Genomic DNA, 22,929 nt, shown 5'->3' on the forward strand with positions numbered 1-22,929 from the left:
ATTTTGGAAATTAACGATACTTATCAAACTATTGCATCTGCATCTGAAGAAATACTGTTTAAAGAAAAAGGCAGCAAATTCTTTGGCTATGCATTTCCGATAGACCATGAAGATCAAGTAAAACCAATTATTGAAGATCTCAAAAAACAGCATCCGCATGCCGTACATTATTGTTATGCGTATCAATTGGGCGTTGGAAATAAAATTTCTTATCGCGCCAATGACGATGGAGAACCTAGTAATACAGCCGGAGCTCCAATTTACGGTCAGATACAATCTTTTGGTGTAACTAACGTTCTTGTTGTAGTTGTTCGGATTTTTGGAGGAGTAAAATTAGGAGTTGGCGGTTTGATATCTGCATATAGAACTACAGCACAACAGACATTAGAAGTTTGTGAAATTGTAGAAAAAACTATTGATGTCGAATTTTTAATTTCTTTTGATTACAAAAACATGAATAAAGTGATGCGAGTAATCAAAGAAAAAAAACTGGAAATTACCTCTCAGGAAATGGAAATGGATGAAGATTCAGGACTGCCGATTGGTAAAATTGTAACCAAAACACGAAAAAAAAATGCCGAAACGGTGTTCAGCATTTTTGATTTAATGTTCGAAATTGATATTAAAATTATATAAATTAACACAAAAACAAACGTCATTTTAACACTTTTCTTCAAGTGATTTGAATATGTCTAAAATGTATTCTGGAGGAGCAGTTGGACGACCTGTTTTTAACGCGACAAATACCAAAATAAACGTGGCAGTTGTTAATAACTCATTTGCCTCATTATAGATTGCGCAATCAAATTCTATCTTAACAGAAGAGTGGCTTTTGAAAGTCGTGTGAATTGTTAAAAGTTCATCATATCTTGCCGATTTTTTGTAATTGATATTCATATTGACAATTGGAAGACCAATACCGCTTTCTTCCATGCTTTTATACGAAACCCCTTTATTTCTAAGCCATTCCACGCGTCCAATTTCAAAATAAGGCACATAATTTCCGTGATAAACGACTCCCATTTGGTCGGTTTCTGAGTAACGAACTCGTACTTGAGTCTGATGATTTTTCATTTATAAAATATTAAAAAAATTCGAATTTAAAAAGCCCTATTACAACTTTTTTTTATAAAATTAGATACCAAAATATTTTTTTTTACAGAAATTTGTTCACATATTTGTTATCCCGAAATAAGGAATAAAATCGCTCCTTTTTTATTAGGAGAATCTTTATCAATAATATAAAAATTTATTTGAATCTATGACTAAAACTGCTCAATCGGTATGGGAAAACTGTTTGTCCTTTATAAAGGATAATATTCAAGACCAAGCATATAAAACTTGGTTCGAACCAATCAAATCAGTTGAGCTAACCGACAACGCATTATATATTCAAGTTCCAAGTAAATTTTTCTACGAATGGCTCGAAGAGCATTACGTAAAATTATTGAAAGTTGCGCTTACCAAAGAACTGGGAAAAAACGCAAAGTTACTCTATAAAATTAAAATGGAGAACACTTATGGAAATAAACAGCCGTTTACCGAGCAGCTGCCAAGTTCCAACAGAGTTCCGATGAAACCACAAGAAGTTGACGCTCCATTTAAAAATTTAAATCCTGAATTAAAAAATCCGTTTGTAATTCCCGGAATCAGAAATTTAAAAATTGAGTCTCAATTAAATCCGAACTACAGTTTTGATAATTTCTTAGAAGGAGATTCAAACCGTTTGGCTCGTTCTGCAGGTATGGCTGTTGCCAATAAACCTGGAGGAACTTCATTTAATCCGTTATTGATTTTTGGAGGAGTTGGTTTAGGAAAAACGCACTTAGCCCATGCTATAGGCGTAGAAGTAAAAGATAAATACCCTGAAAAAACGGTTTTATACATTTCTGCTGAGATTTTCACACAACAATATATTGATTCGGTAAAAAAGAATAATCGTAATGATTTTATTCACTTTTACCAATTAATTGACGTTTTAATTATTGACGACGTTCAGTTCTTATCAGGTAAATCAGGAACTCAGGATGTATTCTTCCATATTTTCAACTATTTACATCAAAACGGAAAACAAGTAATCTTAACTTCAGACAAAGCTCCTGTTGACATGCAGGATATTGAACAAAGATTATTATCTCGTTTTAAATGGGGATTGTCTGCAGAATTGCATCAGCCAGATTACGAAACGCGTATCTCAATCTTAAAAAACATCTTATATCGTGATGGTGTAGAAATGCCGGAAGATATCTTAGAATATGTTGCTCGCAACATTAAATCTAATGTTAGAGAGCTTGAAGGAGCTATTATTTCGTTAATTGCTCAATCTTCTTTCAACAAAAAAGAAGTTACGATTGAATTAGCAAAAAGTGTTGTCGAGAAATTTGTTAAAAATGTAAAAAGAGAAATCTCTATCGATTATATCCAAAAAATCGTTTCAGATTATTTCCAATTAGATATCGAGACACTTCAATCTAAAACCCGAAAGAGGCACGTGGTACAAGCAAGACAATTAGCGATGTTTTTTGCTAAAAAATTCACTAAGGCTTCTTTAGCTAATATTGGTTCACAAATTGGAGACCGTGATCACGCAACTGTTCTTCACGCTTGTAAAACAGTCGATAACTTAGTTTCTACAGACAAACAATTTAAAAAGTTTGTGGAAGACATTAATAAAAAACTAACGCTTTAAGACGCATCATGCCTGTAAAAATCTTAATGGTTTGTTTAGGGAATATCTGTAGATCTCCTTTAGCAGAAGGAATTTTAGCTTCTAAATTACCTAAAGATAAATTCTTTGTCGATTCGGCAGGAACAGGTTCCTGGCATGTTGGACATTGTCCAGACAAACGCTCTATTGAAGTTGCAAAAAAATACGGCATCAATATCAGCGAACAAAAAGGAAGACAAATCAAAACCAGTGATTTTGATGAGTTTGATTACATCTATGTAATGGATAATTCCAACTTCAATGATGTAAATCATCTCGCAAAAAGACCTGAACATAAAAATAAAATTCATTTAATTCTTAATGAATTATTTCCAGACGAAAATGTAGATGTTCCAGATCCTTATTTTGGTGCTACAAACGGATTTGAAAATGTTTATCAAATGCTTGACGAAGTAACCGATATCATCGCGGATAAACTAATCAAAAAACACGCTTAACTTCAATTCAATTGTTTCTAAAACAGAAATGATTGGATTTTTTAATTTTAATCCAATACACATGAAACTTCTAGGAAAACTATATTTAATTCCAACTACAATGGGCGAAAGCGATCCAATGGACGTTTTACCACAAACTGTAAGAAGAACTATAGAAGTTATTGACCATTATATTGTTGAAAACGACAAAACAGCTAGAAAATCTATAAAAGCAGTTTATCCGGAGAAAAAGCAATCCGAATTAGTGCTTTTCACTCTTAATAAACGTACTGAACCTAGCGAACATTTAGATTTCATCAAACCTTTATTAGAAGGCAAAAACATGGGTTTAATGAGTGAAGCTGGTTGTCCGGGCGTTGCAGATCCAGGTGCTGTAATTGTAAAACTGGCACATGAAAAAGGAATTCAGGTGGTACCTTTGGTTGGTCCTTCTTCTATCCTACTCGCTATGATGGCTTCTGGAATGAACGGTCAGAGTTTTACTTTTAATGGTTATTTGCCAATTGATAAAGATGAAAAAAAATCGGCAATACGTCATTTCGAGAGATTATCTCAGGACAAAAATCAATCACAGTTATTTATTGAAACACCTTACAGAAACAATAAATTGATTGAAGATCTTTTGCAGATTCTAAATCCGTCAACACATCTTTGTATTGCAACCGACATAACTTTACCGACAGAATTCATCAAAACCCTAAAAGTTTCGGATTGGAAAAAATTAAAAATTGATATTGACAAACGTCCTACAATTTTTATTATTCACAGAATGTAATTTTAAATAGTTATTCTGCTCTCAGTCAAAAGTTTTTCTCTAATCAAACTTCATCATGAGTAAACTCCCAAATGTAACCACAAGCATTTTCACGGTAATGTCAAAAATGGCAACCGAATACAATGCCATAAATCTTTCTCAGGGATTTCCAAACTTTCCAGTAGATGAAAGATTGACAGATATAGTTACCAGATTATCAAAAGAAAACGTTCACCAATACACACCAATGGCAGGTTATCCTCCGTTGATGAACAAAATTGCAAAATTAACTCAGGATTCTTATAACAGAACAATAAATCCAGATACAGAACTTTTGGTTACGGCTGGAGCAACTCAGGGAATTTTTACCACAGTTTTAGCTTTAGTAAAAGAAAATGACGAAGTAATTATTCTGGATCCGAGTTATGATTCTTATGAATCTCCAGTTTTACTCTGCAAAGCCAAACCTGTTCGAGTGGCACTAAATGATGATTACACACCGAATTGGGAGACTATAGAAAAAGCTTGTTCTGAAAAGAGTAAAATGATCATCATCAATAATCCGCATAATCCAACGGGGAAAATTTTGACTGAAAATGATTTTATTCAGTTAAAAAATCTTCTTTACAAATATCCTAAAATCATAGTTTTGTCTGATGAAGTGTACGAATACATTACTTTTGAAGAAAAACATATTTCGGCCCATACCAAAAGTTTTCTTTTAGATCGGTGTATTGTGGTTTCTTCTTTCGGAAAATCATTTCATATTACAGGCTGGAAAATTGGTTATACCATTGCGCCAGAACATTTAATAAAAGAAATTAAGAAAGTCCATCAGTTTTTGGTTTTTAGTGTAAACAGTATTTCACAGTTTGCTATCAGCGAATATTTAGATGTTGTTGATGTCAATCTACTGGGAAAATTCTATCAGGAAAAAAGAGATTATTTCCAGAAACTGCTTCAAAACAGCCGATTCGAATTAAAACCCTGCGAAGGAACTTATTTTCAAGTAGCTTCTTATGCTGCCATTTCTGAGGAAGATGATGTTACTTTCTGCAAAAATTTAATAATTAATCATTGCGTTGCAGCAATCCCTATTTCAACTTTCTATTCGGATCATAAAGACCAAAAATTAATACGTTTTTGTTTTGCTAAAGATGACTTCACATTAGAGTCCGCAGCAAAAAAAATATGTGATATGTAAAATTTATTGAAATTTTATAACATTATTATGCGTGCATCCTATTTTATTTAATTAATATTGCAAAAAAAGAAAAGTATGAGCTATACAGATAAAATGTTACGTGATGATGCTTTAAAAGGCAAAGTCATTGTCGTTACAGGTGGCGGAAGCGGTTTAGGCAAAGCTATGACCAAATATTTTCTCGAATTAGGAGCTCAAGTAGCGATAACTTCTAGAGATTTAGAGAAGTTAAAAACTACAGCTGCCGAACTGGAAAGCCAGACTGGAGGTAAATGTTTGCCACTGCAATGTGATGTTCGTCATTACGAAGAGGTAGAAAACATGCTTCAGGAAACTTTAAAAGTTTTCGGTAAAGTTGATGTTCTTTTAAATAATGCAGCAGGAAATTTTATTTCGCCAACAGAAAGATTATCTGCAAATGCCTTTGATACCGTTATCGATATCGTATTAAAAGGTTCTAAAAACTGTACGTTAGCTTTTGGAAAACACTGGATTGACACCAAACAAACTTCGGCAACGATTTTAAATATAGTAACTACTTACGCTTGGACAGGATCTGCTTACGTAGTTCCTAGCGCAACGGCAAAAGCTGGAGTTTTAGCCATGACAAGAAGTCTTGCTGTAGAATGGGCAAAATATGGAATTCGTTCTAATGCAATTGCTCCGGGACCATTTCCAACAAAAGGAGCTTGGGACAGATTATTGCCAGGAGATCTTGCAGAAAAATTCGATATGGCTAAAAAAGTGCCATTAAAAAGAGTTGGCGATCATCAGGAATTAGCCAATCTGGCTGCTTACTTAGTTTCAGATTTCTCTTCATACATCAATGGAGATGTAATTACAATTGATGGAGGCGAATGGCTGAAAGGTGCAGGACAATTCAACTTATTAGAAGCAATTCCAGAAGAACTTTGGGATCAGCTTGAAATGATGATAAAAGCAAAAAAGAATAAATAATTACAAGTGCTTACTAAATTCAGAATATTTTTTTAAAACTATACTGATTGCACGAAATCCCGAAGGTTTACTTTCGGGATTTTTTTATGCTTTTTAACCATATAAGTGATATAAGTTCAATGAAGTAAAAAAATGTTTAAAAATCTGATTGCTTAAATTTACTTCCATTACTTATATGGTTTAAAACAAACAATATGTTTAGCAATTCAGTTAAATTATTATTTTTGCGTAACAAATAATCAAACAAATATTTTATGCTCATTATTGGAATTGCAGGAGGAACTGGAAGTGGAAAAACGACAGTAGTACACCAAATCATGAATGAATTACCACATACAGAAGTTGGCGTAATTTCTCAAGATTCTTACTATAAAGAAACAACTAACTTGTCTTTTGACGAAAGAGCATTAATTAATTTTGACCATCCACGTGCGATCGATTTTGATTTGTTGGTAAATCATCTTAAAGCTTTAAAGGCAGGAGAAACAATTGACCAACCTGTTTATTCTTTTGTACAACATAACAGAACAGACGATACGGTTTCAACTCATCCAAGAAAAGTAATGATTGTCGAAGGAATTTTAATTCTAACGAATCCAGAATTACGCGATATGTTCGATATTAAAATTTTCGTTCACGCCGATTCTGACGAAAGATTAATTCGTCGTTTAAAAAGAGATATTTCAGAACGCGGAAGAGATATTGATGAAGTTTTGAACCGTTATCAAACGACTTTAAAACCTATGCACGAGCAATTTATAGAACCATCTAAGGCTTTTGCAGACATCATTATCCCGAATGACAAATACAATACAGTAGCAATTGATGTCGTTAGAGCTGTAATTAATCAGAGAATTTCATAATTTTTATTGTAAATTTAAACCATAATAATTAGGAGCTATTTCCCGCTCTCGCCTTTATCTTTTTTTATGGTCTCGTTAAAGAAACGAGACCATAAAAAAGGATACCGGCTCCATCGGGGCTAGAAAAGACCAATCATATTCAAAAGAAATATTCGTTTAAAGATGAAATTTAAAAATCCATACAAAGACAAAAAATGGTTCAAATACCTAGGCAACAAATACGTTTGGGTTTTGCTCTTTTTTGTCGTTTGGATGTTATTTTTAGACAATTACTCCTATTTTGATCATCGTTTCTTAGATGAACAAATACATGAACTTGAGGATAATAAAAAATATTATCAAGAAGAAATCAAAAAAGATCAGGAACAGATCAAACAATTAAAAAATCCTGAACAAATTGAGAAATACGCCCGCGAAAAGTATTTCATGAAAAAAGACAGCGAAGATATTTATATCATTCAATTTGAAGGAGACACAATTCAAGAAAAAGAATAATCAAAAAAACTACAATGGCCACTAACCTATTCGACGATTTTAATCCGATTTCATCCAAACAATGGAAACAAAAAATTCAGTTTGAATTAGATGGAGCCGATTATAACCAGACTGTTATCTGGAATTCTCCAGAAGACATTCAGGTAAAACCATTTTATCACAGCGACGAATTTTCGAAAGCTGCAACTGTAAACACACAAGCTGCTGATTTTAAAATCTGCCAGAATATCTTTGTTTTCGATATTGACAAATCTATAGAAAGAGCTTTAAACACTTTAGAAAGAGGCGCAGAAAGTATTCGTTTTACCATTCAAAATGATAAAATTGATGTGCAAAAACTATTGGAAAATCTTCCTTTAGAAGACAGAACTGTTTACTTTCATTTAAGCTTTATTTCAATCGATTTCGTAAAATTATTAGATACTATTTCGATTCAGAAAAAGGCCGTTTTTTACTGCAATTTTGATCCAATCGGACAATTGGCTCGTGAAGGAAATTGGTTTATAACTTCGGAAAAAAATAATTTTGAAACTTTAGATTTACTTTTTAAAAATACAACTAACTTAAATCTCTTAAGTGTTGATTTAGGTTTATATCAAAATTCTGGTGCCAATATTACGCAACAAATAGCTTACAGTCTAGCGCATGCTAACGAATATTTAAATCGTTATTCAGATTTTACAAAACCAATTGTTTTTCAGATTTCAGTTGGAACGAATTATTTCTTTGAAATTGCTAAACTTCGTGCGCTTAGAATGCTTTTTGATTTAATTGCCGGAGAATACAATTCTAAAATAAAATGTCATTTTTTGGTTACGCCAACAAAACGCAATAAAACAATTTACGATTACAATGTGAATATGCTTCGTACTACTGCCGAATGTATGTCGGCAATTTTAGGAGGTGCTGATGCTATTGCTAATTTACCTTACGATGCTTTATATCATAAAGACAACGAATTTGGAGATCGAATTGCTAGAAATCAGCTTTTGATTTTAAAACATGAAAGCTATTTTGACAAAGTAAATAATCCAGCTGATGGAAGTTATTATATCGAAAGTTTAACGATGCAACTGGCTGAAAAAAGCTTGAATTTATTTAAGGAAATTGAGTCCAACGGAGGTTTCCTTAAACTTTTAAACGACGGTACAATCAAAAAGAAAATTCAGGAAAGCGCCAATAAAGAACAGGAATTATTTGATTCGAAAAAAGAAATTCTTTTAGGCACAAATAAATATCCAAACAAAGAAGACCGAATGAAACATGATTTAGAATTGTTTCCTTTTGTCAAAATCAAACCAAGAAAAACATTAATTACACCAATTATTGAGAAAAGATTGGCGGAGAAAATGGAGCAAGAAAGATTGGAACAAGAATAGAATCAAAATCAAGTCATTGAATATAAATTTAGCGTATTATGAAAAGACTTAAAAAAATCATATCAGTTGAAAACGATTCAATAACTAAAACTGAATACAAAATTCCTAAATGGCAAATTACTGAAGTTAGGAAACGAACAGAAGATTATTTAAAAAACCCAAATAATGTCTCTAGCATCGATGAATTTTTAGAAGAAATCGAAAGAGATTTAAACGTATTTAAATAACAATATTTACAATTGAGAAAAGACCTTAAACATATAAAGTTAGAAGTGAAAAGTGAAAAGTTAGATGAACTGACAAATAACTCAGTACCTATAACTCAAAACTTCATCACAGCCGAAGGAATCGAAATCAAAAAAAACTATTCAGAGAAAGATATAGAAAAAATAGAATTTCTTGATTTCGGAGCTGGTTTTGCACCGAATTTACGTGGCCCATACGCTACTATGTATGTAAGACGCCCGTGGACTATTCGTCAATATGCAGGATTCTCTACGGCCGAAGAAAGCAATGCTTTTTACAGAAAAAATTTAGCAGCAGGACAAAAAGGACTTTCCATCGCATTTGATTTGCCAACACACCGCGGTTACGACTCAGATCACGAAAGAGTTGTTGGCGATGTCGGGAAAGCGGGTGTAGCCATAGATTCTGTTGAGGATATGAAAGTGCTTTTCGATCAGATTCCGCTAGACGAAATGTCGGTATCAATGACTATGAACGGCGCTGTTTTACCCATTATGGCTTTTTATATTGTCGCTGCCGAAGAGCAAGGCGTAAGTCCAGAAAAACTAGCAGGAACAATCCAAAACGATATTTTAAAGGAGTTTATGGTTAGAAATACATATATCTATCCGCCAACTCCTTCCATGAAAATAATTGCTGATATTTTTGAATTTAGCAGCAAAAAAATGCCAAAATTTAATTCTATTTCCATATCGGGTTATCACATGCAGGAAGCTGGAGCAACTGCTGATATTGAATTAGCTTATACTTTAGCCGATGGTCTAGAATATATTAGAACCGGATTATCGACAGGAATGACTATTGATGAATTTGCTCCGAGATTATCTTTCTTTTGGGCAATTGGCATGAATCATTTTATGGAAATTGCTAAAATGAGAGCCGGCAGAATGATTTGGGCGAAACTATTACAACAGTTTAATCCGAAAAGTGATAAATCGCTGGCTTTAAGAACGCACTGTCAAACCAGCGGCTGGAGTTTAACCGAACAAGATCCTTTTAACAATGTAGCCAGAACTTGCATTGAAGCCACTGCAGCTGTTTTTGGAGGAACACAATCTTTACATACAAACGCTTTAGATGAAGCCATTGCACTTCCAACCGATTTCTCGGCAAGAATTGCCCGTAATACTCAAATTTTTCTTCAGGAAGAAACTAAAATTACCAAAACAGTAGATCCTTGGGCAGGAAGTTATTATGTAGAAAACTTAACCAATGAAATCGTTGAAAAGACTTGGAAATTAATTGAAGAAGTAGAAGAATTAGGCGGAATGACCAAAGCTATTGAAGCTGGAATTCCAAAACTTCGAATCGAAGAAGCTGCAGCAAGAAAACAAGCTCGTATTGACAGCGGACAAGACATTATTGTTGGCGTAAACAAATATCGTTTAGAAAAAGAAGATCCGTTAGATATTTTGGATGTAGATAATCAGTCCGTTCGCAGACAGCAGATAGAACGTCTCGAAGAAATAAAAAGAACACGAGATACTGAAAAAGTAAATAATTCACTAGAAAAATTAATCGTTTGTGCAAAAACGGGACAAGGCAACTTATTAGAAATTGCCATTGAAGCTGCTAGAAACAGAGCAACTTTGGGCGAAATTAGTAATGCTTTGGAAACAGTTTTTGGCCGTTTTAAAGCACAAATCAAATCTTTTAGCGGTGTGTATAGTGCAGCAATAAAAAATGACGAGAATTTTGAAAAAGCAAAACAACTAGCTGATGTTTTTGCTAAACAAGAAGGAAGACGTCCTAGAATTATGATTGCAAAAATGGGACAAGATGGTCACGATCGTGGTGCAAAAGTAGTCGCTACAGGTTATGCCGATGTAGGTTTTGATGTGGACATTGGGCCGTTGTTTCAAACTCCTGCTGAAGCTGCAAAACAAGCTGTCGAAAATGATGTTCATATTTTAGGTGTTTCATCTTTAGCCGCTGGTCACAAAACATTAGTGCCACAAGTAATAGAAGAACTAAAAAAACACGGACGAGAAGATATAATGGTAATTGTTGGAGGGGTTATTCCGTCACAGGACTATCAATTCTTATTTGATGCAGGCGCTTCGGCCGTTTTTGGTCCAGGAACTAAAATAAGTGAAGCAGCAATAAAGATTTTAGAAGCTTTAATAGATTAAAAAGAAAATCCCTTTTCAAGGGATTTTCTTTTTTCATTTAGTCGTTAACTGTGGCATTATTATCTGCTTCTATAAAAGACAGATCATAACCCGCAAAATCTCTCATATAGCTTTTCAAAGAAGTTCCGAAAGCATCTCTAAAATGTCTGCCTCCGTTATTCTTGAAAAAATTCTTTACAGAACCCGCACCACCTAAATGCGCTGCAGCTAAAATTCCAGATTCGGTAATTTCAATACCATTAATAATTTTACCTTCATACTTTTTAATTTCGTAGCGCAAAATCCATTTGTTTTTAGCTAACAAAGTAAGAAAAGCTTTTTCTTGTAGAGCAGGATCTTTTAAAAAGGCTTTGTTATCATTAATTCCAATTGCTCTTAAAGCTTTAGAACCAAATTGATATTTACCCATATAACCAAGAGTGTTTACTAGTCTGTACTGCCCTTGTGATTCTTTAAAAGCAACTGCTTCTTTAAACCCTATAAGACGATTTCCTGTGAATGGGACGTTGGTAATCTTTGGATAATCCTCTTTTTCTTTCGATGGAAAAATGTATTCAGATCCATCTGTTTTTTCAATTAAAAACCAAGGTTTGGTTTCATGGTTTGAGGGAATAAATCCCAAACTTAAAAATGTAATAATAACGACTAAACTCGCATAAAAATACCATTTCTTTATCATAAATTGTTTTTCTTCAAAACGCTGTCACCCTCTTGAAATTTCTACGCTGCAAAGATAAGACATTTTCAAAATATGCTTAAAACCAGCATTTTAACATTTTTGACCAAAAATTGAGATTCGCTTTCATCCCAGTTATATTAATGGATTCCAAAAGATTTTGAGATAAGATTTTCTCCTCTAAAAATTGGAAATTAGGGACAAAAAAAATTGAATTTTATATTAATTTTAAGCAAAAAAGGCTTAAAAGGCAGAAATAGATTACAATATTTTAATCGTTTTCTGGTCAAATTTTGAAAACCTTATTTTGAATTTTATAAAATTCATCATTAAAAAATGGTTATTTTTTCATTACGATAAACTAAAAAATAGTCAAAATACTAATTTGACAAAATTTAATACTTACCTCCTATATATTTAAAAAAAAGGAATAAAAAAACCGAAGCAAATTGTACTTCGGTTTTGATACTATTTTTGACGTAAAAATTATCTTGTCACTCCCTGACTAGCAATCCAGTCAGAATATTTTTTTGCATTTACATTATGCTCTGCCAAAGTTGCTGCAAATTCATGATATCCAAAACGATCAACGCTTGCGCAGAAATAGATATAATCATTCTTTTCTGGATTTAAAACCGCCTCTAATGCTGTAATATCTGGCATCGCAATTGGCCCAGGAGGAAGTCCTTTATTCATATAAGTATTATATGGAGATCTCATTACCAAATCATTATAAAAAACTCTTTTAATTACTTGATCAAAATTATTATCTCGAAGTTTCAAGGCATAAATAACAGTTGGATCTGCTTGCAAAGGCATTTCTAAACGTAAACGGTTTAGGTAAACACCTGCAATACGAGGCCTTTCGTCTTTTTTAACCGACTCTTTGTGCACAATTGAAGCTAAAATTGTAGCCTGAACTGGAGTTAATCCTTGCGCCTTAGCTTTAGCTATTCTTTCTTCTGTCCAGAAATTATGATATTCTTTAATCATTTTATCACGGAATTTTTCTGCAGAAGTGTTCCAATAAATTTCATAAGTATTTGGAATAAACATGGCAAAAACGTTATCTTCATTAAATCCGTTTGCAGCTAAAAATGTAGAATCTTTTATGGCTTTCATTAAAGATAAACTGTCAGCTTCGATTTCTGAACCAATTCTTCCTGCAAAATTTTCTAAACGTTCCTGATTGTTAAATACTAATTTAACCGGAACATTCGAACGCATTGCTCTTACCAAATCAATATTGTTCATGTCTTTCTTTAAAAGAAAACGGCCCGATTTTACATTTTCCGGATAATCTCTCTTCTCTGCAACTAACTCAAAATTATCAAAGTTTTTTACATACGGAGCTAATATCTTTTTTACATCTGCATAGTTAGCACCAGTTGGTACATGAACGTACAATTCTTTTTCCTCGAATTTAGTATTCGAACTAAAAATTTTACTGATTAAAATAAAACCATAAATCAATAAAACTGAAATTATGGCTACGGCACTTATTGTGATTATTTTCTTTAGACTCAAAGCTTAAAATTTAAATTTGTTTATTAATTAGTTGAAAAACGGCTTCATCTTGATATTTATTATGAAGCAAAATCCAATCTTTCTTTATTCCGATTTTTTCAAAACCAAATTTAGTAAAAAGTGCGATACTAGCTGCATTTTCAACTCCTATATTTGCATACAGCTGATGAAGGTTTAAATTGTAAAAAGCATATTTAATTAAAAGTTCTAAAGCCTCAGAACCAATATTTTGCCCTTTATTTTCTTCTTTCTGAATTACAATCCCAATACCTGCCCTATTATTTCTCGGATCAAAATCGAATAAATCTATCAATCCAAGCGCAGGAAAATCTTCGTCTTGACAAATTGCCAAACGAAGTTGTTTTGCCTCATAAATATCCTGATGCGCATTTTCTAAATACTGTTTAATTAAAAAACGACTATATGGGGTTTGTGTATTGCTCACTTCCCAAATGTTCTGATCATTTTCAATGGTATAAATAAACTCTAAATCTTCTGGTTCTAGAGCCCGCAAATAAATCGTTTCTCCTTTTAATGTTATCATCTATAATATTTCTTTTTTTACTGAAAAAGACAAATTTTTAATCAATTTGCCAATTTGTTTCCTTTGAAGATATAATCAATAAATACATAATTGTATCAAATAAAAACAGCAATACTCTTAAATTATTACAAATACAATTATTAATTATAAAACTACAGCTACATTCCGCTCATTTTAAAAGACAAAAATACGAACTAATAATTAAGGAAATGTTAATCATTGTTAAAGAGCGTTAAACCGTTTTTACAAATAATTTTTTGAAGTAATTTTACGTTAAATAAAACAGGAACATAAATTCTAATAACTTAATTACATATTTTAATATGAAAAGATTTTCAGCCTTATTTTTAGTGTCATTATTGAGTGGTGCTATTACTCTTGGTGCTTACAAGTTATTATTTGAAAGCAACAATTCTTTTTTTGGAAAAGGAAATTCTGTTGTAACTCTTGCCCCAAACTCTTATGGAAAAAATGTTGGTTTAGGAGCTGAAACAGTCGATTTTACCGAAGCCGCCGACAAAACAATCCACACTGTTGTTCACGTTAAAAACGTTTCGCGAAGAACTGTTAGTAACCCAATGCTTGAATTTTTCTATGGTTATGGCGGACAGCAACAGCAAGAACAGGTAGGAACTGGTTCTGGCGTCATTATCTCTGAAGACGGATATATTGTTACCAATAATCACGTAATTAAAGATGCTACAGAAATCGAGATTACTTTAAACAACAAAAAATCATACAAGGCAAAACTAATTGGAACTGACTCTAAAATGGATATTGCTTTGTTGAAAATCAATGCTGACGAAAAACTTCCTTACACTGCGTTTGCAAACTCAGACAGCGTAAAAGTGGGAGAATGGGTTTTAGCAGTTGGTAATCCATACAATTTAACTTCAACTGTAACTGCGGGAATTGTTTCGGCGAAAGCCAGAAATTTAGATCAAAGTGGTATTCAGTCATTTATTCAAACTGATGCTGCTGTAAACCCAGGTAATAGTGGTGGAGCATTAGTAAATGCCAGAGGAGAATTAATCGGAATTAATACAATGATTTCTTCTATGACGGGTTCATACGTTGGATATTCTTTTGCAGTCCCTTCTAATATTGCTCGAAAAATTATCGAAGATATTATGGAGTACGGAAATGTTCAAAGAGGGATTTTAGGTGTTGAAGGTGGCGAATTGAACGCAACGGCTTCTAAAGAGTTAGGTGTAACTGAAACACAAGGGTTTTACATTAATAGAGTTTCTAAAAATTCTGGTGCAGAAAAAGCTGGTTTAGGCAAAGGCGACATTATTGTAAAACTAGATGATCAAAATATCTCTACTTATGCAGATTTATCAGGATATATTAATACCAAACGTCCAAATGATGTGGTAAAAGTAACTTATATCAAAGACGGAAAAACAAAAACAGTTCCTGTAACTTTAAGTAAAAATGAATTTTACAGTGCCGAATTTAAAGGAATTGAATTAGAAAATATTGATGCCGCTGATAAGAAAAAATTCAGAATTGATTATGGTGTAAAAATCAAAAACATTACGAATGAAAACTTGATGCAATACCAAAATGAATTGCAAGGAAATATCATTCTTAGTATCGACAATGTAAAAGCTACGAATGTTGAAACTGTTTCTAAATTATTGAGTAAAAAAGACGAAGGCCAAAGTGTTCGAATAGAAATGATCAATAGAAACGGAGAGATTTTTAGAATTATTATTTAAGTCTCGTTTATCAGTTCCAGTTTACAGTCTTAAAAAAAAAATTACAAACTTAGATTGAATACTGAAAACTTCAAAAAAGCCATCTTAAGAAATTAAGGTGGCTTTTTCATTTTCAAAAATAAATGCTAAAATAGTTTACGAAATCGATTGAAATAGATACTTTTGCGCCAAATTATAAAATAAGTGAGCGTTTTATTATTTCAATTTAACAATTATGAACAACAAATCTTTGTACCAAAAAGAGGTATCCTTACAAGTCGACCGAAGAAGAGCTGGTGTCGAATTAATCAAAATCATAAGCGATTTATGGTATGACAAATCAATAGAAATGGTTTTATTTAAAAATCAGCTCTTAGATAAAAATGTCAGCGATATTATCAATCTTCATCAATATGCTGGCGAATTTGTCGGTAAACCAATTACCATTTTCGACTCTGTTGAAATTGCGAAGGTTGTTTTATCTTTAGATCTTCCGCCTGCAAAAATTGATCTTGGCAAACTAACTTACGAATATGGTTTAGAAGATGAAAAATATCCTGACGCAAGATATTTTGTTATTGATAAATTGAAAAAAGCAAAAACATCAAAAGAAATCCATCCGAAAGATGTGATTCTTTATGGTTTTGGAAGAATTGGACGTTTATTAGCAAGAGAGCTAATGTCAAAAACAGGAAAAGGAAATCAATTGCGTTTGAGAGCTATTGTAACACGTGATAAAAATGATGCAACAAGTTTGGAGAAACGAGCTTCTCTTTTGCGTTATGATTCCATACACGGGGACTTTCATGGATCTGTAATTGCTGATCCTAAAAATAATGCTTTAATTATCAACGGAACAACTGTCCATATTATAACCGCAAATTCTCCAGAAGAAATAGATTATACCCAATACGAAATTAGCGATGCTTTATTGATAGATAATACAGGAGCCTTTACAACTGAAGAAGCTTTAAAGAGACATTTAAAATCAAATGGTGTTGAAAAAGTCCTGCTGACAGCTCCGGGTAAAGGCGTACCGAATATTGTTTATGGTGTAAATCAAAACGATTATAATCCTGATGAAGTTGATATTTTTTCTGCTGCATCCTGCACTACAAATGCCATAACTCCTGTTTTAAAAGTAATTGAAGATACTTTAGGCGTTGCAAAAGGACATTTAGAAACCATTCATTCTTATACAAATGATCAGAATTTGGTTGACAATATGCATAAAAAATATCGTCGCGGAAGAGCCGCCGCCTTAAATATGGTCATTACCGAAACTGGTGCTGGAAGCGCGGTTGCAAAAGCATTGCCTTCGCTAGAAGGAAAATTAACTTCTAATGCTATTCGTGTTCCTGTTCCAAACGGATCATTAGTCGTTTTAAATTTAGAAGTTAAAAAAGCAACTTCAATTGCTGGCATTAATAAAATCATGAAAAAATATGCTCTTGAAGGAGAATTGGTGGAGCAAATTAAATATTCATTGAATAATGAGCTTGTTTCCTCTGACATTATAGGCACTTCTGCTCCAGCAATTTATGACAGCAATGCTACAATTGTTTCAAAAGACGGAAAAAACATTGTACTATATATATGGTATGACAATGAATTCGGTTATAGCCATCAAGTAATTCGTTTAGCAAAATATATTGCCAAAGTAAGACGTTATACTTATTATTAATTCAACCAAACTAACTCTATCTTAAAAACCATCAAAATTTCTTGGTGGTTTTTTTATGGATTTAAATTGGCAAAACAGTTGTGCTTTTTACTTCAGAAATCACAAATACAGTATTTATCAAAGATACTTCTGGCAATACAGATAACTTTTTTTGATGAAAGTGATGATAGCTTTCCATATCAGGAATTATGATTTTAAGCATATAATCAAAATTTCCCGAAACATAATTGCATTCCACAACTTCGGGCAAATTCAAAATTGACTGATTAAATCCTTCAGAAGTATCATACGTCTGTTTTGTTAGTGTAACTTGACAATAAACCGTCAGATTATTTCCTAATTTTTTCTTATCCAAAAGAGTCACATATTTCTCTATAATACCATCTTTTTCAAGACGTTTCACACGATCGTGAACAGGAGTCAGAGACAAGTTTATTTTGTTTGCAATATCTTTTAAAGTGTAGTGCGCATCTTCCTGCAAAAGACGTAAGATTTTTTTGTCAATTTCATCTAAAGCCATAACGAAAACGTTTTATTAAAAACAGTTAGAAATAGTCTTTTTTTCTTTTTGGAGAATATTTCGAGGCTTCAAAAAGAATATTTTTCTGTAAAAGTAAAAAATAAAATAATATTTTCTTATTTATCAATGATTAAACCATAATTTATTCTCTCTCTGTAGATTTGTAAAACAAATTCAATAAAAAACAAAAAATATAACAACATGATAATAGGTGTTCCAAAAGAAATAAAGAATAATGAAAACAGAGTTGCTTTAACTCCTGCAGGTGTATCAGAAATGAAAAAACACGGCCATACAGTTTATGTTCAAGCAACTGCTGGCTTAGGAAGTGGTTTTGCTGATGAAGAATATACTCAGGCTGGCGCAGTTGTTTTACCAACTATTGAAGAGGTTTACGCAATTGCAGAAATGATTATTAAAGTTAAAGAACCAATTGCTTCTGAATACCCATTAATCAAAAAAGATCAGTTATTATTCACTTACTTCCATTTCGCATCTTCAGAAGAATTAACTCATGCAATGTTGGAAAAAGGAGCAGTTTGTTTAGCTTACGAAACAGTAGAAAAAACAGACCGCAGTTTACCACTTTTAGTTCCAATGTCTGAAGTTGCAGGTCGTATGGCGATTCAACAAGGAGCAAAATATCTTGAAAAACCATTAAAAGGAAGAGGAATTCTTTTAGGTGGTGTTCCAGGTGTTCCACCAGCAAAAGTATTAGTACTTGGTGGAGGAATCGTTGGAACTCAGGCTGCAAAAATGGCAGCAGGTTTAGGTGCTCAAGTAACTATTATGGATTTAAGTTTACCTCGTCTACGTCAATTAGATGACATTATGCCAGCAAACGTAAATACAGAAATGTCTAACCACTACAACATCACAAGAGCAATTAAAGATGCAGATCTAGTTGTTGGAGCTGTTTTAATTCCAGGAGCAAAAGCGCCTCACTTAATTACTCGTGATATGCTTAAATTAATGCGTCCAGGTGCTGTTGTAGTAGACGTTGCAGTTGACCAAGGTGGATGTATCGAAACTTGCACTCCAACAACACACGAAAACCCAACTTTTATTATCGATGATATCGTTCACTATTGTGTAGCTAATATGCCAGGAGCAGTTCCTTACACTTCTACATTAGCTTTAACAAATGCAACTTTACCTTATGCTGTACAATTAGCAAACAAAGGATGGGAAAAAGCATGTGCTGAAAATGAAGAATTGAAAAAAGGATTAAACGTAGCTAATGGCAAAATCTTATATAAAGGAGTTGCTGAAGCTTGGAACCTTCCTTTTAACGAAGAAATAGTATTAGCAAACGCATAGGCTAATACTAAATAAGTGCTACAAATCACTATTAAAAAGGTTTTTCTTAATTGAAAAACCTTTTTTTTGATCTAAAAAAAAACCTGTTCTGAAAAAGAACAGGTTAAATAAATATATTTAAAGAATACTATTTTTTCGAATCCAAAACTTCTTGCATCACTTTTGCTTCAGTTCCGTTAGGAAAAGTAACTTTTATTTTTTGTGCGATTGTTGCAGCAATCTCAGTGATTCCTTTTTTATCATAAGACTCTCCTTTTTTAATTCCCCAACCATAAAAAATTGCTGGAACATGAGTATCATAACTCCAAATTGTACCATGAGATGTACCTGTCGCAGTATATTCGATATCTCCAGGTTTATCCACAATTACCAAATCGCCATTTTGCGTGACATCATATCCTTTAGCTACAAAATTTAAAGCATAATCATTTCCTGCGTTAGCTAAAATCTCTTCTTCCGTATAAACTCTTTTAACTTGTGGCTGAGAAATTAAAAATTCTTTGAATGCCTTTTTAACTTGAACCAATTCCAACCCCTTATCTTTAATGATTTGTTTATTGAAGAAAACATTGAAATTCGAGTAATTCTGAATTAAATCTACTCCAAATGTTTTAACAGAGAATTCTTGTAAGCTTTTCTTAACCTCTTTAGAAGGATAATTATCTACATTATATTTACGATCTTTCAAGTAAATTACGTTTTCTGCTCCAGCATGATCAGCTGTTAGGAATAATAAATAATTTCCTTTGCCAACTGTTTTATCCAAATAAGCTAAAAAGTCAGCTATAGTTTCATCTAATCTCAAATAAGTATCCTGAAGTTCCATAGATCTTGGCCCAAGTAAATGACCTACATAATCCGTAGAAGAAAAACTAACCGTTAAAAAATCAGTGATATTATCTTTACCTAATTCTTCTTTTTCTATGGCTCTTTTAGCAAATTCCGCCAAAAGATCATTTCCGTAAGGTGTTGCACGAATAATTCCCGCATCATTCTTCTCATACATAGATTTCAGATCGTATGGAAAAACTGGTGCAGCACTTCCATATAATTTACCTTCATACGGATTATTATCTGGCAGACTTTCATTATAAACTGAAGCAGGTTTAAATAAATCCCAACCTTTATTTATGTATTTAAGATAGTTTTTTTCATTATTGAATTCAGATACCCATTCAGGCAATTTTTCTCCATAAAAAGTACTAGAAATAAACGATCCTGTTTTGCTGTACCAGAAAGCCCAGTTAGCAAAATGTCCTGCTGGCAAAATTGCACCACGATCTTTTAAACTCATTCCGATAACTTTTCCATTAAAGTTGGTCGCCATTCGAACTTCATCAGTAATTGTAGTGCTTTGAAGATTTTTAGGAGACATAGCGCCTTCCTCTGCAGTACCATCTCCAACAGTTTTTACACCGGCGTCATCGGTACAATACATTTCTTTACCCAAAGTTCTGCTGAACCATTCATTACCAACAATTCCATGTGTAGCTGGAGTTGTACCAGTATATATAGAAGCGTGCCCAGGTGCAGTATAAGTTGGCATATAATTGTAATGCATGTTTTGAAATACAAAACCATTATTCATTAACTTCTTAAAACCATTTGGGGAAAAATCATCTGAAAATCGATATAAATATTCCATTTTCATTTGATCAACTACTATACCTACAACTAATTTGGGACGTTGTTGAGCACTTAAATTTGTGATAACAAAAAGTGCCAACATTAAAATACTTTTTCTCATATTTAAATAAATAATTTAAACACAAAAATACTCATTCAAATTCTAAAATTCTAAAGTATCGATACGTAAGACCAATAATTGACCATAATTTAACAAAAATTGAATACTATATTTCAGAATAGAATTAGGGCTGAAGTAAAAAAAGATGCAGGAGAACAATCATATCGTCTTCCTGCTGTCCGGGCTGTCTGCTGTATCTTTTGTTTTTTAAAGAAAAAAACAAAAGGATGCCGCTTCCATCCCTGACGCATGCGTTAAAAAGAGCTTTAGGGGATTTCAGCAAAAAAATAAAAAAATGATATAAAACAAAAAATCCCTCCCGATAAATCGGGAAGGATTCTCAAAAGAAAGGCGACGACATACTCTCCCACAATAATGCAGTACCATCTGCGCAGGCGGGCTTAACTTCTCTGTTCGGGATGGGAAGAGGTGAGCCCCGCCGCAATAACCACCTTAAGGTCATTCGCTGCAAGCAGCTTTGCAGTTAATTAAAAATCAAATAACTGCAGCAATATCTTAACATACTGGGATAAAGAAACATAAGTTTTTAAGAAAGTTCCTTCCTCCTCCCGTCTGGGACGGGAGAAGGAAAAGTTTTGTACATAAGCTTACGGATTATTAGTACTACTCGACTATGACATTACTGCCTTTACATCTGTAGCCTATCAACGTGGTCATCTTCCACGATCCTTAAAAGAAATCTCATCTTGTGGTGGGTTTCGCGCTTATATGCTTTCAGCGCTTATCCCTTCCAAACGTAGCTACTCTGCGGTGCCCCTGGCGGGACAACAGATACACCAGCGGTTTGTCCAATTCGGTCCTCTCGTACTAGAATCAGATCCACTCAAATTTCTAACGCCCGCAGTAGATAGAGACCGAACTGTCTCACGACGTTCTGAACCCAGCTCGCGTGCCACTTTAATGGGCGAACAGCCCAACCCTTGGGACCTTCTCCAGCCCCAGGATGTGACGAGCCGACATCGAGGTGCCAAACCCCCCCGTCGATATGAGCTCTTGGGGGAGATCAGCCTGTTATCCCCGGCGTACCTTTTATCCTTTGAGCGATGGCCCTTCCATGCGGAACCACCGGATCACTATGCTCTACTTTCGTACCTGATCGACCTGTATGTCTCTCAGTCAAGCTCCCTTATGCCATTGCACTCTACGCACGGTTACCAAGCGTACTGAGGGAACCTTTAGAAGCCTCCGTTACTCTTTTGGAGGCGACCACCCCAGTCAAACTACCCACCAAGCAATGTCCCCCGATACTCGGGGTTAGGCCTCAGATAAACAAAGGGTTGTATTTCAACAATGACTCCAAAGCGCCTGGCGACGCCCCTTCAAAGTCTCCAACCTATCCTACACATCATTTATCCAAGGTCAATACTAAGCTATAGTAAAGGTGCACAGGGTCTTTTCGTCCCACTGCGGGTAAACGGCATCTTCACCGTTACTACAATTTCACCGAGCTCATGGCTGAGACAGTGTCCAGATCGTTACACCATTCGTGCAGGTCGGAACTTACCCGACAAGGAATTTCGCTACCTTAGGACCGTTATAGTTACGGCCGCCGTTTACTGGGGCTTCAATTCAATGCTTCTCCGAAGATAACATCTCCTCTTAACCTTCCAGCACCGGGCAGGTGTCAGGCCCTATACTTCATCTTGCGATTTTGCAGAGCCCTGTGTTTTTGATAAACAGTCGCCTGGACCTCTTCACTGCGGCCCCCATTGCTGGGGGCGACCTTTCTCCCGAAGTTACAGGTCTATTTTGCCTAATTCCTTAGCCATGAATCTCTCGAGCACCTTAGGATTCTCTCCTCAACTACCTGTGTCGGTTTACGGTACTGGTTCTCATTGCCTGAAGTTTAGAGGTTTTTCTTGGAAGCCCTTAGGCGCACTATCTCTTTGTCCGAAGACTCCGAGTACTATCGTATTTCACCATGTTTTACGGATTTGCCTATAAAACATATAGCTAGGTACTTCAACGAACTATTCCGTCAGTTCGCGGCGC

General features: G+C 34.0%; 20 protein-coding genes and 2 rRNA genes. 14 read left to right on the top strand and 8 right to left on the bottom strand.

Translation table 11 applies throughout. The features are described 5' to 3' along the window. Nucleotides 1-3 precede the first annotated feature (3 nt). Nucleotides 4-636: an IMPACT family protein gene (locus GSY47_RS05800; protein WP_179002399.1), complete on the top strand. Its 633-nt coding sequence runs from the start codon at nucleotides 4-6 to the stop codon at nucleotides 634-636. A gap of 24 nt (nucleotides 637-660) precedes the next feature. Here GSY47_RS05800 and GSY47_RS05805 read toward each other — a convergent pair whose 3' ends face one another. Next, entirely contained in the window at nucleotides 661-1,074 is a 414-nt protein-coding gene (locus tag GSY47_RS05805) for an acyl-CoA thioesterase (RefSeq protein ID WP_160781963.1), read from the bottom strand. A gap of 187 nt (nucleotides 1,075-1,261) precedes the next feature. Here GSY47_RS05805 and dnaA point away from each other — a divergent pair, with 187 nt between their 5' ends. The 10 genes from dnaA (at nucleotide 1,262) to scpA (ending at nucleotide 11,195) form a co-directional block, all read left to right on the top strand. Next, the gene (dnaA, locus tag GSY47_RS05810) at nucleotides 1,262-2,689 is read left to right on the top strand and encodes a chromosomal replication initiator protein DnaA (RefSeq protein WP_091492283.1); all 1,428 of its coding nucleotides are present in this window, start codon (nucleotides 1,262-1,264) and stop codon (nucleotides 2,687-2,689) included. 8 nt (nucleotides 2,690-2,697) lie between these two features. Next, a complete protein-coding gene (locus GSY47_RS05815) occupies nucleotides 2,698-3,165 on the top strand; it encodes a low molecular weight protein-tyrosine-phosphatase (protein ID WP_179002400.1) in 468 nt (155 codons plus the stop codon). Nucleotides 3,166-3,226: 61 nt separating this feature from the next. After that, nucleotides 3,227-3,940: an SAM-dependent methyltransferase gene (locus GSY47_RS05820; RefSeq protein WP_179002401.1), complete on the top strand. Its 714-nt coding sequence runs from the start codon at nucleotides 3,227-3,229 to the stop codon at nucleotides 3,938-3,940. A 55-nt stretch (nucleotides 3,941-3,995) separates the two neighbouring features. Further along, nucleotides 3,996-5,123: a methionine aminotransferase gene (locus tag GSY47_RS05825; protein ID WP_179002402.1), complete on the top strand. Its 1,128-nt coding sequence runs from the start codon at nucleotides 3,996-3,998 to the stop codon at nucleotides 5,121-5,123. A 75-nt stretch (nucleotides 5,124-5,198) separates the two neighbouring features. After that, nucleotides 5,199-6,080, top strand: a complete 882-nt coding sequence (locus tag GSY47_RS05830) for an SDR family oxidoreductase (RefSeq protein ID WP_179002403.1) — start codon at nucleotides 5,199-5,201, stop codon at nucleotides 6,078-6,080. Between the two features lie 254 nt (nucleotides 6,081-6,334). Then, a complete protein-coding gene (gene udk / locus GSY47_RS05835) occupies nucleotides 6,335-6,943 on the top strand; it encodes a uridine kinase (protein ID WP_091492289.1) in 609 nt (202 codons plus the stop codon). Between the two features lie 162 nt (nucleotides 6,944-7,105). Then, nucleotides 7,106-7,438 carry an FtsB family cell division protein gene (locus tag GSY47_RS05840; protein WP_091492291.1) on the top strand — a complete coding sequence of 111 codons (333 nt, stop codon included), beginning with the start codon at nucleotides 7,106-7,108 and terminating at the stop codon, nucleotides 7,436-7,438. Nucleotides 7,439-7,452: 14 nt separating this feature from the next. Further along, on the top strand, nucleotides 7,453-8,817 hold the full coding sequence (locus GSY47_RS05845) for a methylmalonyl-CoA mutase subunit beta (RefSeq protein WP_219071141.1): 1,365 nt from the start codon (nucleotides 7,453-7,455) through the stop codon (nucleotides 8,815-8,817). A gap of 38 nt (nucleotides 8,818-8,855) precedes the next feature. Further along, the gene (locus GSY47_RS05850; protein WP_179002405.1) at nucleotides 8,856-9,044 is read left to right on the top strand and encodes a hypothetical protein; all 189 of its coding nucleotides are present in this window, start codon (nucleotides 8,856-8,858) and stop codon (nucleotides 9,042-9,044) included. Nucleotides 9,045-9,056: 12 nt separating this feature from the next. Continuing rightward, complete coding sequence (gene scpA, locus GSY47_RS05855) at nucleotides 9,057-11,195, top strand: methylmalonyl-CoA mutase (RefSeq protein ID WP_179002406.1); 2,139 nt, start codon at nucleotides 9,057-9,059, stop codon at nucleotides 11,193-11,195. A gap of 37 nt (nucleotides 11,196-11,232) precedes the next feature. Here scpA and GSY47_RS05860 read toward each other — a convergent pair whose 3' ends face one another. From GSY47_RS05860 to GSY47_RS05870, 3 genes are all read right to left on the bottom strand, one after another. Beyond that, nucleotides 11,233-11,874 (bottom strand): peptidoglycan-binding protein LysM, encoded by a 642-nt coding sequence (locus tag GSY47_RS05860; RefSeq protein ID WP_179002407.1) that lies wholly within the window; start codon nucleotides 11,872-11,874, stop codon nucleotides 11,233-11,235. A 483-nt stretch (nucleotides 11,875-12,357) separates the two neighbouring features. Further along, entirely contained in the window at nucleotides 12,358-13,398 is a 1,041-nt protein-coding gene (mltG, locus tag GSY47_RS05865; protein WP_179002408.1) for an endolytic transglycosylase MltG, read from the bottom strand. A 10-nt stretch (nucleotides 13,399-13,408) separates the two neighbouring features. Further along, nucleotides 13,409-13,942 carry a GNAT family N-acetyltransferase gene (locus tag GSY47_RS05870; RefSeq protein ID WP_179002409.1) on the bottom strand — a complete coding sequence of 178 codons (534 nt, stop codon included), beginning with the start codon at nucleotides 13,940-13,942 and terminating at the stop codon, nucleotides 13,409-13,411. A gap of 323 nt (nucleotides 13,943-14,265) precedes the next feature. On the opposite strand from GSY47_RS05870, the gene GSY47_RS05875 reads away from it, so the two are divergent. Both GSY47_RS05875 and GSY47_RS05880 read left to right on the top strand, forming a co-directional pair. Continuing rightward, nucleotides 14,266-15,666 (top strand): trypsin-like peptidase domain-containing protein, encoded by a 1,401-nt coding sequence (locus tag GSY47_RS05875; protein ID WP_179002410.1) that lies wholly within the window; start codon nucleotides 14,266-14,268, stop codon nucleotides 15,664-15,666. A 214-nt stretch (nucleotides 15,667-15,880) separates the two neighbouring features. Further along, nucleotides 15,881-17,329, top strand: a complete 1,449-nt coding sequence (locus GSY47_RS05880) for a glyceraldehyde-3-phosphate dehydrogenase (RefSeq protein ID WP_179002411.1) — start codon at nucleotides 15,881-15,883, stop codon at nucleotides 17,327-17,329. Nucleotides 17,330-17,390: 61 nt separating this feature from the next. Here the strand turns inward: GSY47_RS05880 and GSY47_RS05885 are convergent, their stop codons facing one another. After that, nucleotides 17,391-17,849: an Lrp/AsnC family transcriptional regulator gene (locus GSY47_RS05885; protein ID WP_008467950.1), complete on the bottom strand. Its 459-nt coding sequence runs from the start codon at nucleotides 17,847-17,849 to the stop codon at nucleotides 17,391-17,393. Nucleotides 17,850-18,050: 201 nt separating this feature from the next. Between GSY47_RS05885 and ald the strand changes: the two genes are divergently transcribed. After that, the gene (ald, locus tag GSY47_RS05890) at nucleotides 18,051-19,169 is read left to right on the top strand and encodes an alanine dehydrogenase (protein ID WP_179002412.1); all 1,119 of its coding nucleotides are present in this window, start codon (nucleotides 18,051-18,053) and stop codon (nucleotides 19,167-19,169) included. 127 nt (nucleotides 19,170-19,296) lie between these two features. On the opposite strand, the gene pafA is transcribed toward ald, so the two are convergent. From pafA to GSY47_RS05905, 3 genes are all read right to left on the bottom strand, one after another. Beyond that, nucleotides 19,297-20,916, bottom strand: coding sequence for an alkaline phosphatase PafA (pafA, locus tag GSY47_RS05895; protein ID WP_179002413.1), 1,620 nt, complete (start codon nucleotides 20,914-20,916; stop codon nucleotides 19,297-19,299). Nucleotides 20,917-21,262: 346 nt separating this feature from the next. Further along, a 5S ribosomal RNA gene (gene rrf / locus GSY47_RS05900) occupies nucleotides 21,263-21,372 on the bottom strand. A gap of 142 nt (nucleotides 21,373-21,514) precedes the next feature. Further along, a 23S ribosomal RNA gene (locus tag GSY47_RS05905) occupies nucleotides 21,515-22,929 on the bottom strand; the annotation flags it as partial.

It is taken from the genome of Flavobacterium quisquiliarum, from assembly GCF_019308285.1.
GTDB classification, from domain to species: Bacteria; Bacteroidota; Bacteroidia; order Flavobacteriales; family Flavobacteriaceae; genus Flavobacterium; species Flavobacterium quisquiliarum.